Source organism: Salegentibacter tibetensis, from assembly GCF_020164485.1.
Taxonomy (GTDB): domain Bacteria; phylum Bacteroidota; class Bacteroidia; order Flavobacteriales; family Flavobacteriaceae; genus Salegentibacter; species Salegentibacter tibetensis.
In genome coordinates this window covers 190,655-202,977 of record NZ_JAIQZA010000002.1, presented here as the reverse complement: position 1 = coordinate 202,977, position 12,323 = coordinate 190,655, and the positions used below count along the sequence as shown (strand labels likewise).

The window sequence follows — 12,323 nt, the reverse complement described above, 5'->3', positions numbered from 1 at the left end:
ATTGAAAACCAAAAAAACACTAAATAACTATGGGAAAAGGATTTTTTCACGTTCCGCACGCGGTTAACGAGCCAGTAAAAACTTATGCCCCGGGAACCCCGGAAAGAGAAGAAGTTTTACTCACTTATAAAGATCTTTATAATTCCAATATGGAAGTACCACTTTATATTGGATCTGAACAAATAAAAACAGGAGACACAGCAGATATTCGTCCTCCTCACGATCATAAGCACAAAGTAGGAACTTACCATTTAGCAAAGAAAAAGCACGTTACTCAAGCGATAGACGAGGCTTTAAAAGCCAGAGAAAAATGGGCCAAACTGGAATGGGAACAACGCGCTGCTATTTTCTTAAAAGCAGCCGATCTTATTGCAGGCCCTTATAGATCCAGAATTAACGCTGCCACGATGATTGGGCAGTCAAAAAATATATACCAGGCAGAAATCGACTCGGCTTGTGAGCTATGTGACTTTTTACGTTTTAACGTAGAATATATGTCAGATATGTACAACGAGCAGCCGGAATCTTCAGAAGGAAACTGGAACCGTGTAGAGTACAGACCTCTCGAAGGTTTTGTATATGCTATCACGCCATTCAACTTTACCGCTATTGCCGGTAACCTTCCTTCGAGTGCTGCCCTAATGGGGAATGTTGCCGTTTGGAAACCAAGTGATAGCCAGGTTTTCTCTGCACAGGTAATTATGGAGGTATTTCAGGAAGCCGGTTTGCCAGATGGTGTAATCAATATGGTAATGGGAGATCCTGAAATGATTACCAACGTAATTTTGGATAGTCCTGATTTTTCAGGGATTCATTTCACTGGTAGTACAAACGTATTTAAAGGAATTTGGGGCAAAATTGGTAACAACATCAATAACTATAAAACCTACCCAAGAATTGTAGGAGAAACCGGGGGTAAAGATTTTATTGTTGCACACCCAACTTCTAATGCAAAGGAGGTAGCTACTGCAATTTCCCGTGGAGCTTTTGAATACCAGGGACAAAAGTGTAGTGCCGCATCAAGGGTTTATCTTCCAAAAAGCCTATGGCCAGAGATTAAAGAATTTGTGAAAACAGATTTAGAATCCTTCAAAATGGGATCTCCTGAAGATATGTCTAACTTTATAAATGCAGTTATTCACGAAGGAGCTTTCGATAAATTAGCTGGTTATATTGACCGAGCTAAAAAAGATAAGGATGCTGAAGTGGTAATTGGAGGAAATTACGACAAATCTAAAGGTTACTTTATTGAGCCTACTGTAATCTTAACTACAGATCCTAATTACACCACTATGGAAACCGAATTATTTGGTCCTGTAGTTACAATTTATGTGTATGACGATAAAAACTATAGCGAAGAAAAATGGAGAGACCTTCTTAAAACTGTAGATAACACAAGCATCTACGGACTTACAGGAGCAGTTTTCTCTGGAGACCGTTATATGGCCGCGCTAGCAACAGATTTACTACAGAATGCTGCAGGTAATTTCTATATAAACGACAAGCCTACCGGAGCTGTAGTTGGACAACAACCATTTGGTGGCGCCCGTTCCAGCGGTACTAACGATAAAGCAGGTTCTAAGATGAATCTCCTTAGATGGACATCAGTTCGATTAATTAAAGAAACTTTTGTACCAGCAAAAGATTACAGATACCCATTTTTAGGAGAATAATCTTGTAAGAATATAATTTCAATTTAAAACCGCAGCGAGAGCTGCGGTTTTTTTATGTAATATTTCCACCTGCCTTAATTAATCACTTCTAAAGCATCTTCCCTTTAAAAAAATAGAATACTGGATTTCAGAACCTTAAGATGATTTTGTAGGAAAAATCGCAAAATAAGACTTTAGTCGAATAAAGTTCCGCTTCAACGAATTTTCAGAAAAATAATCCTTTAATGTAGTATTTTTAATTGTTAAGTATCCCTACCCCAGAGACTTATAACATCAAGTCATTTAACTAAATATCCCTACGTAATTCATATTCTAACGCTCTGCAATTATGGGAAAAAAATTACTTTCTTTATTATTTATATTTTCGATATTTTTTCTAAACCCGGTAGATGGGTTTGGGCAGTGTCCAAGTTCTGTGAGTATATCATCCGATAAAGGCACGGAAATTTGCGAGGGAACTTCTGTAACTTTTACTGCCAATCCTACAGATGGTATGAATTTGGTATATCAATGGCAAATTAATGAGAGCGATGTAGGCACTGCCAGTACCAGCAATATATATACCACCTCTACTCTTTCTAACGCTGACAAAGTAAGAGTCATTGTAACCTCCAACACAGAATCCTGTACTTTTACCAGCTCAGCTTTGACAATGACCGTAAATGCCGCGCTTACTGTGTCTTTTGAGATCAATGCAACCGCCACCACCATTTGTTCTGGGCAATCTGTTACATTTTCACACGGGCCAATTACCAATGGAGGTACTAATCCTTCTTACCAATGGTTAATTAATGGTATTAATGTTACCGGAGCCACATCAAAGGATTTTACAACAACCACTTTAAATAATGGGGATCAGGTAAGTTTAGAAGTTACTGCTGATGTAAAATGCGCGACTGAAGTACCTGCAACCAGTACAAATACCATAGCAATAACTGTTGAACCTGATGCTACGATAGGCCTTTCTTCAGGAGACACCAATCAGTCAGTTTGTGCCGGTGTATCAATTAATCCGATAATTTATGATATAGGTGGAACGGGAAATAATGCAACCATTACAGGTTTGCCTGATGGAATTTCCGGCACTTATAACAGTACTAATAAAACCTTTACAATAAGTGGATCTTCCACCTCAACAGGGATATTTGAATATGCAGTGACAGCGACAGGTACCTGTGCCGATTCTCCCAGTCTTACCGGTTCTATAACAATAAATCCAGATGCTACTATTAGCGAGCCTTCAAATAAAGATCAGACCGTTTGTATTGACACTGCTATAACCTCAATTGTTTTTACCGTTGGAGGCGGGGCTACCGGAGCCGGTGTTTCAGGTTTACCGGAAGGAATTTCTGGATCATTTGCCGATGGAAAATTCACAATAAGCGGGACTCCCACTGTGTCAGGAACATTTAATTATACAGTTACCACAACCGGAAGCTGCGTACAAACCACTGCTACCGGAATCATAACGGTTACCGCCAATGCTACCATAAGCGAACCGACTAATAAAAACCAGACTCTCTGTATTGATACTGCTCTTTCTCCAATTGCTTTCACCATTGGAGGCGGGGGAACAGGGGCAACAGTATCAGGTTTACCTACAGGAGTAACGGGATCCTTCAGTGGAGACAAATTTACCATAAGTGGGACGCCCAGTGTTTTTGGTAGTTTTTCCTACACAGTAACAACAACCGGTAATTGTGTTCAAACATCTGCTTCCGGAACCATAGAGGTTAATCCTGATGCTACTATAGCACTAGCATCATCAAATAGCACCCAGACAGTTTGTGCCGCAGGAGGAGTTTCCGGAGCGGAAATCGCACCTATTATTTATTCTGTTGGAGAAACCGGTACCGGCGCTACCGCAGTAGGTTTACCAAGCGGAATTACCGGGAGTTATAATTCTATCGATAAAACTTTCACTATCAGCGGTTCCACCGCTACAACAGGAACCCACACTTATACAGTGACCGCAACAGGAACCTGTCAAAATTCAGAAAGTTTACAGGGAACAATTACGGTGAATGAAAACCTGGCACCCGCTGTATCTATAGCTTCAGATGATGCCGATAATATCATCTGCTCCGGAACTTCGGTAAAATTTACTGCGACTGCTACTAATGGGGGGGCATCACCATCTTACCAATGGTATTTGAACAACAGCTCAATTAGTGGAGCAACAAATTCAACCTATACTTCCACCGGTTTAAATAATAATGATGTTGTAAAAGTGGTAATGACTTCAAATGCTACTTGTCTTACGACTGCAACTGCAGAAAGCAATTCTATTCAAACCCAGGTTGACAGCCCTATTAGCAGTGTAGCACCTGAATTTGATAATACCGACCCCTCTCATAACCCAACAGGAGTTTGCCCGGTGGCCTCCGGTTTAATTTATACCGTAAAACCCATTTCCGGTGCTACCTCCTATAATTGGACATTTCCCTCTGGATGGACAGCTTCCACCGGTACCACAACTAACGGAGTGGTAACAACAACTACAAATTCTGTTACCGTTACCGCCGCAAGTACCGCCATAAGTGGAGATTTGACTGTAAATGGCAGAAATGAATGCGGACCAACCCCAGGTACAAAACTTGCACTTAGCGTGGATAGTTTTGCCTATGCTTCCGCAGGGCCAGACCAGGTAGTTTGTGCCGGAACCACCTCAATTAAACTCGCGGGGGAAATTGGAGGTGTTATAACTAAGACTAAAGATTTTACCTGGAGTGCAAGTGTTAGTGGAGGAAGTTTTCCGGGCGGAAACCTGGAAAACCAATTAAATGGAGACTATACTCTACCATCTTCAATAGTAAATGGCGGAACAGTAACATTAACAATCACCACTATAGATCCCCAGGGTCCATGTGAAAAAGCAGTAGATAGTATGGTATTAACTGTTCTTTCAGCTCCCACAATAAGCGATCCTGCAAATAAAACTCAGTCAGTTTGCAACAATACCCCTATTACTTCAATCAATTTTACCGTTGGAGGCTCAGCAAATGGTGCAACCGTTACCGGTCTTCCGGCAGGAATCACAGGAACTTACAGCGACAGCAATAAAACTTTCACATTAAGCGGAACTCCTACCGAAGTAGGAACTTTTAACTATACAGTAACTACAACCACACCTCAAACCACCTCCGGAACCTGCACACAGGCCACACAAACAGGGACTATAACGGTGAAACCTATTCCCACCGTTGCCAAACCCGCCAATATAATTGCATGTAATGGTGAAGCAGTTTCTGAATTAATTTTCTCGGGAAGTGTGGAAGGTACAACCTTTGCCTGGACAAATAGTGACATTTCCATTGGTCTTGCCGCCAGCGGAACCGGAAATATACCTTCTTTTGAAGCAACAAATACAACCAGTCAGCCGATAACTGCCACTATAACAATCACGCCAACTGCCAACGGCTGTGAAGGACCTTCGGAAACCTTTAGCATAACTGTTAATCCAAATATTACGGTAACCAAGCCTGAAAATATTATCGCCTGTAACGGTGCCACAGTATCCGACATAACTTTTTCCGGAACCGTTACCGGCACAACTTTTAAATGGACAAACGACAATACTTCCATTGGTCTTGCCGCCAGCGGTACGGGAAACATTCTTGGATTTACTGCTACCAACACTACATCGCAAGCCATTACAGCCAACATAACAGTAACCCCTGTAGTGGATGATTGCGAAGGGACACCTGAAACATTTAGCATTACTGTAAATCCAACAGCTACTGTCACAAAGCCGGCAAATGTAGTTGTTTGTAATGGTGCCGGCGTTCCAGCTATCAGTTTCTCGGGTAGTAGTGTAACCGGAACAACCTATAAATGGACAAATGATAATACTGCAATTGGTTTAGCAGCAAGCGGAACGGGAGATATAGCAGCTTTTACGGCTACAAACGACACCGACTCTCCCATAATTGCAACTATTGTTGTTACCCCTGTTGCCAATGAGTGTGAGGGCACTTCGCAGAGCTTTACCGTCACGATTAATCCAACCCCCACTGTTACCAAACCTGCCGATATTGTAGTCTGCAACGGGGAAGCTGTTGCCGAGATCGTTCTCTCCGGAAGCGTGGGGGGTACAACTTATACCTGGACTAATGACAATACAGCAATTGGATTGGCTGCAAGCGGAACAGGAAATATCCCTGGTTTTACTGCAACTAATACTAACACTACCAATGTTGCGATAACCGCCACTATTACCATTACTCCCTCGGCCAATAGCTGCGATGGAGTTGTACAGTCTTTCAATGTCAGAGTAGACCCAACAACTACAGTAGATGCTGGTGCCGATCAAATTATATGCTCTAATGAAACTGCATCAATGAATGCAGTTTTAGGCGGAGGGGCAACTTCGGGAATTTGGACAACAAGTGGTTCGGGAAGTTTCAGCAATAATACTCCCACTGCAGTATATACTCCCAGTTCTAATGATGTAAGTACAGGTGCAGTAACTCTGACCTACACCACAAATGATCCTGACGGACCCTGTATGGCTGTTAGTGATTCTATAATATTGACTATTAAAGAAAAAGTGATCATAACCACTCAGCCACAAAACATAGGAGTTTGTGTTACCAGTCCTGCCAGTTTAAGTGTAGTTGCCTATGGAGATGATCTTACCTATCAATGGTTCAAAGGTACTGCTCCCGGGACAGCTGTAGCCAATTCTGCAAATATTACAGGAGCAAATGCTGCCACTCTTAAATTTAATCAGGCCAGCCTGAACGATGCCGCCACTTATTATGTGGTGGTAAGCGGGGACAGTTCCTGTGAAACAGTAAAATCTAATGAGGTCACTTTAAATGTAAACAAAGACATCACTATCGATGAACAACCTGTTTCCCAGATCGTTTGTGAAGGAACAGATGTAATTTTTAGTATAACGGCTACCGGTTCTATAGCCTCTTACCAGTGGAGAAAAAATAGTGTCAACATAAGCGGGGCCAATACGGCTTCCTTTACCATACCCGCTGCTTCTGTAGAGGACTCTAATAAATATGATGTAGTGATAACCGGCACAGGTGGGACCTGTCCTGAAGCCTATTCAGAGGTTGTTACATTAACTGTAAACCCCACCCCTGTAATTGATGCAGTTGGATCGAACATGGAAATTTGTTTTAACGGGGATGCTTATAATATTACAAATGGAGCTTCTGTGACTAATGCTGCTTCCGTAAAATGGACAGTACCGGCAGGATCCGGAACTATCGCGAATGAAACATCCTTAACAGAGGCCACCTTCACTCCCGCTGAAAATGTTACTGATTTTGTACTTACTCTTACTGCATATGGCTTGGAAGGTTGCTCAGAAGTAATTGCCACAAAAGAAATAAAAATACAACCTTTACCCACTGTTGACAGTATAACCTACAGTGGAAGTGCTACAGAATTTTGTACAAATTCTGACATTGCTGCACCTGTTGTTTCAGGAACCAATGCTTTTAGCGGTGGTACTTTTTCATGGAAACCGGCGACGGGAGAACCTTCCGGAAATATTTTAAACCTGGTTACTGTTGCTGAGACAGGTTTTGATCCGGGTGCAATAAAGGCAGGTAGTGATCCCGGTTTATACGATATTACTTATTCTACCCCTACCGGTGCTATCTGTGAAGTGGTGAGTAAAACTATTCAGGTAACCATAACTCAACTACCTCTTGCGACTTTTACTTATACAAACTCTCCTTTCTGTAAGACCTCAGCAAACCCTTCTGCACTTTTAGATGCCGGAAGTTCTGCGGGTGTTTTTAGCAGTACTACAGGCTTAGTTTTTGTTAACACTTCTACCGGAGAATTAAATCTTTCTGAAAGTACACCTGGAACTTATACAATAACGAACACCATTGCGGCTGCTAAAGGCTGCGAAGAAGTATCTTCTACTTTTGAAATAGTTATAAATGACGAACCTATACCAGATTTCACTTATTCAGCATCTAAATTTTGTTCAGATAACACAAATCCAATAGCGCAGTTTGCAGGCAATGCTATTGCAGGAACATTTTCAGAAAAAACAGGCAATAGCGGACTTATATTCGTTAGCACATCTACCGGTGAAATAGATTTGGCAGCAAGTACTCCCGGCATCTATACAGTTATTAACACCGTTGATTTGGAGGGTGACGGATGCGACCCTGTAATTGCTGAATTTACAATTACTATTGAAAAATTACCCGATGCCTCCTTTTCATATGATAGTCCTGCTTACTGTCAGAGCTCAGGAGTCACACCTGCGCCGGTTATTTCCGGGGATGCAGGAGGTACCTTTACCGCTTCAATTGGTTTGGTTGTAGATGCTAACGGTGTAATTGATGTTGCAGCAAGCACAGCAAATAATCCTAATGACGAAACTGATGTACATACGGTTACCTATACTTTTGCAGCAACCGATACTTGCAAGGAAGTTTCAACTACCGTTAATGTACGAATAGACAGTCCTGCTATTGGTGGAGAACTAACCTTTGGGGAATTTGGTCGCCTTTTCACCACCTGTGAAATCACCGAAAGAAATACCGGTTTAATTGCTGATCTTATTTTAAGCAATTACTCCGGAAAAATCGAAGCCTGGAATTATAAAACCTTTTCCGGTACAGTGCAAACAGTTACGAACACTGATGGTTCACCTTTTACCGGATCTACATTACCGGGATCAAAGATTGAAAGCCTTGGCTTAAGTGAAACTACTGTCTTCCAGGTGATTTTAAGTAGTGGTTCCTGTACTACTGCAGCTTCCAAATCGGCTATATTAAGTGTTATTTCGTCTGATATTGAGCCCACCCCCGTTACTGCTGATAAGAATGCGGTATGTTTGGGAGACCCGGTTATATTAACAGCCGGGAGCGGATATGAAGAAGGTGCTGATATAGGAGAGGGAGGGGCATTTGATAATTCCTCCATAACCAATCACGGCTGGACAATAATTAGAAGTGATGGTAGCGAGGGGAACTTTAATTCAAGTGCAGATAATGGCAGAGCTGCCAATTGGTTGCGAACAAATCCCGTAGATCTCTGGACCGCAAATATAAATGATCCTTCCAGCTTATCCCTTGTAAGATATGATACCGGTGCTACTGATGGAAATAAAGGTTTCGCAGCTGTTTCAGGAAACTTTCCAGGATCAAAATTAATTACTCCTGTTTTCAGCATAACCTCAATGGATCAGGCTATTTTAACTTTCGATCAGGCATATAACCTTACCGATGGTTCATATATAATGGTCGAAATTACCACAGATGGTGGTGCCACCTGGCAACAGCTATACATTAAGGAAGGACCGGCTAATAGCGGTCATGCAAATAATTTTGGTGGAGGAGACATAGATTCCCGACCTGAGAATAAAATTGAGATTGATCTAAGTGCCTATATGGGTATGAACAACTTGCAGATCCGTTTTAATTATCAGGGAAATAAAGATGGCAACGTATGGGTGGTGGATGAAATTATGCTTCCCAATGGTCCGAATGTGGGTATGGTTTGGAGAGATCATACGGGTGAAACCTCTGTAATTATAGGACATAATTATACAGAAACCTGGTATCCCAAAGAAATCGGATGGAATATATCCGATATTACCACCACTCTTGAGTACTCCAACGGATCCTGTGAAACCGCTGTACATTCTGAAAAGTTGAAGGTATTTGTTTTTGATAATTATACTACCTCCGTAAGTGCCGAAATGGGTAGTTGTGGTAATTATAGTGCGAAACTAACTGCTACTGCTACCGGTTCTACCACGGGAATTATAAATAGTTATCCAACTCCTGACGGGTATATGGGGGAATGGAAAATTGAAGGAGGAACATATCAACTAAATAATACAGATCCTGCATATACCGGGAATGTTGTTAATAACCCAAATGTAACTATAACAGCCGATAATTTTGGAACACTAATGGTTTCTTGGGAATTGGTTCCTACTGCCAAAGATGACAACAATGTATTAATAGATAATACTGGTTGCTTGATTGCCCCTGAAATTTTGGAAGTTAATCTCAATCCTTGTATTGCCCTGGACTTCGATGGCGTAGACGATTATGTTGATTTGGGAACTACGTATACCGGAAATTACAGTTTTGAAGCCTGGATTCGTCCTGAAGCTTCAACCGGGACCATTATTAGCGGACCTAATTTTGAAATCAATATGGAAAATTTACCAATAGGAGTTAATATTAATTCCCGTTGGTACCACATTGCGGTTTCTAATAACAAAATTTACGTAGATGGAATTGAAATCGGTAGTTTTAGCCTGGGTAATAGTGGCGAAAAAGCCTTAATCGGTGCCAGGTGGAATAATGCAAATTCCAGTGCTGAAAACTATTTTAGCGGGTGGATAGAAGAAGTTAGAATTTGGAACGGAAGCTTAACGGAAGAACAGATCAGGTTTATGATGAACCAACGCCTTTACAATAATGGCACTCAAATGGGGGTAGAAATCCCAATGGATGTGCCTGGCGGACTAAATTTTGGTAACCTTGAAGGCTATTATCAACTTCTTGCAGACCCAGGTTTGGTTGCTAATGGAACTACCATCGATCTTGCAAATATATCGATTCCTGGCAGGCTGGTAAATATGGAAACCTTTCAGGTAAATACAGCACCTCTTCCCTACACTTCCAGGATAGACGGCCAAAATTGGGCTATCGATAATACCTGGACTCATTTTGATGTTTGGGATGCTCCCAACAGTAACGGAATTGATGGCACTACTCCAATTGATTGGAACATTGTAAGAACTTCACACAATATCTCCTCTGGGAATAAGGATATTACGGTTTTAGGGTTGCTTTCAGAAGAAAAAGAACTGCTTATTGCCGATCCCCGGGATGCCATGGACGAATATAATACCGGACAGTTTATAAGAGTAAGCCATTATTTAAAACTAAATGGTTTTATAGATTTAGTAGGAGAGTCACAACTTTTACAGGATGAAGGTAGTGTTCTGGAAGAAGCTAGTAGCGGTTACTTAGAACGGGATCAACAAGGCACTCAAAGCAGTTATAATTATAATTACTGGAGTTCACCGGTAAGTTTACAAAATTCATTTAATAATTCCGGTTATACCATTGGAGGGATACTTATGGATGGAACAAATTCTGCGAATCCTGTAGCAATTAGTTTCAGAAATGGTCATTTTGTGGCCGATGGCGAGCGAGCAACCCCAATAATTATTAGTAATTCCTGGTTATATGGTTTTAATGGTAGAGCAAATGAATACGGAGATTGGGATTTAGTTGGTAGTGCCAAAATGGTGAAAACCGGGGAAGGCTTTACAATGAAAGGTACTTCAGGCTCAGCTTCTATCGATATGCGTCAGAATTATGTCTTTAGAGGAAAACCCCATAACGGTAATTTCACTTTATATATTGGCCCGGAAATGAATTATCTTACTGGGAATCCCTATCCTTCTGCTTTAGATGCCAGGGAGTTTATTCTGGATAATTTAAGTAGTGCCGATGTTTCGGGTGCCAGAAATACCAAAAACATTTTTAATGGAGTTATTTATTTCTGGGATCATTTTGGCGGACAGACCCATATATTAAGAGAATATGTTGGGGGTTATGCAGCATATAGTTTAGCCGGAGGCGTAAATGCGATCTCAAAGGATGAACGAATCAATGATAACAATCAAAGTGGAACTAAAATCCCTAAGGATTTTATTGCCGTAGCCCAGGGATTTTTTCTTAATACTGCGCTAGATGAGGACATTGCAAGCACTTCTTCCCTAAACGTTCAGGGTGGAGATATTGTTTTTAGAAATGCCCAACGCCGGGGAGTAAGAGAAAGTTCAGGTAATTCAATTTTTCTCAAGCCCCTAACCAAAGGAGAAAAAACAAAAACTCCAGAAATAGATGAAAGAGCTAAGATTAGGCTTAAGTTTCATTCCCCAAAAGGTTATCATCGTCAAATTTTGGTTACAAGAGATAATAGCACTACTAATGGTTTTGATCTTGGGTACGATGCCCCACTAATAGAGGATAACCTGGAGGATATGTACTGGTTAATAGATTCTGCTAAAGTTGTTATCCAGGCGGTCCCAGATTTTGAAAAAGACCAGGTCTTACCTTTTGGAATAAAGGCAGCCGAAGAGGGATATTTTAAAATTCAAATAGATAGCCTTGAAAATTTCCCTGATGAAATTCCGGTTTATTTAAATGATAAATTAAGCGATAGCATACATGATTTAAAAGAACGTGCCTATGATGCCGTTTCAACACCCGGAGAGATTCATGACAGGTTTGAAATAGTTTTTCATAATCCTAAATTAGTTCCGAAAATCCCTAAAGAACCAGGGCTAATCACAACAATAGATTTCGGCTATAATCATAATACCAGGGAACTTAGAATTGATAACCCTGAACTAATAGAAATTTCGGAGGTACTTTTGTTTGATCTAGGCGGAAAACTAGTAAAGAAATACACAAATATACCACGAGAAAAACAACACATTATTAATATAAATCAGGTAGGTACCAGCGTTTATATCGTAAAACTCATTACCACCATAGGACATAGAGACAAAAAATTTATAATGAAGTAGGTATTTTCTTACAAAAATATCTTGCAATAAGATCAAAACATCTTTTTAACTGGTTTTTAGAGCTTTAAATCTAAAGTTTCTGCCTAAATTCTTGTTAAACT

The 12,323-nt window shown here is 40.8% G+C and carries 2 protein-coding genes; both read left to right on the top strand.

Features of this window, described 5'->3' with window-relative positions:
* The first annotated feature begins 29 nt into the window (after positions 1–29).
* Complete coding sequence (gene pruA, locus LB467_RS01840; protein ID WP_224472328.1) at positions 30–1,673, top strand: L-glutamate gamma-semialdehyde dehydrogenase; 1,644 nt, start codon at positions 30–32, stop codon at positions 1,671–1,673.
* A 328-nt stretch (positions 1,674–2,001) separates the two neighbouring features.
* Positions 2,002–12,222, top strand: coding sequence for a LamG-like jellyroll fold domain-containing protein (locus tag LB467_RS01835; RefSeq protein WP_224472327.1), 10,221 nt, complete (start codon positions 2,002–2,004; stop codon positions 12,220–12,222).
* The last annotated feature ends 101 nt before the right edge of the window (positions 12,223–12,323 follow it).

Excerpts from the sequence above, each read along its gene's own strand:
- pruA (WP_224472328.1), top strand. The coding sequence starts at position 30 with ATGGGAAAAGGATTTTTTCACGTTCCGCACGCGGTTAACGAGCCAGTA.
- LB467_RS01835 (WP_224472327.1), top strand. The coding sequence starts at position 2,002 with ATGGGAAAAAAATTACTTTCTTTATTATTTATATTTTCGATATTTTTT.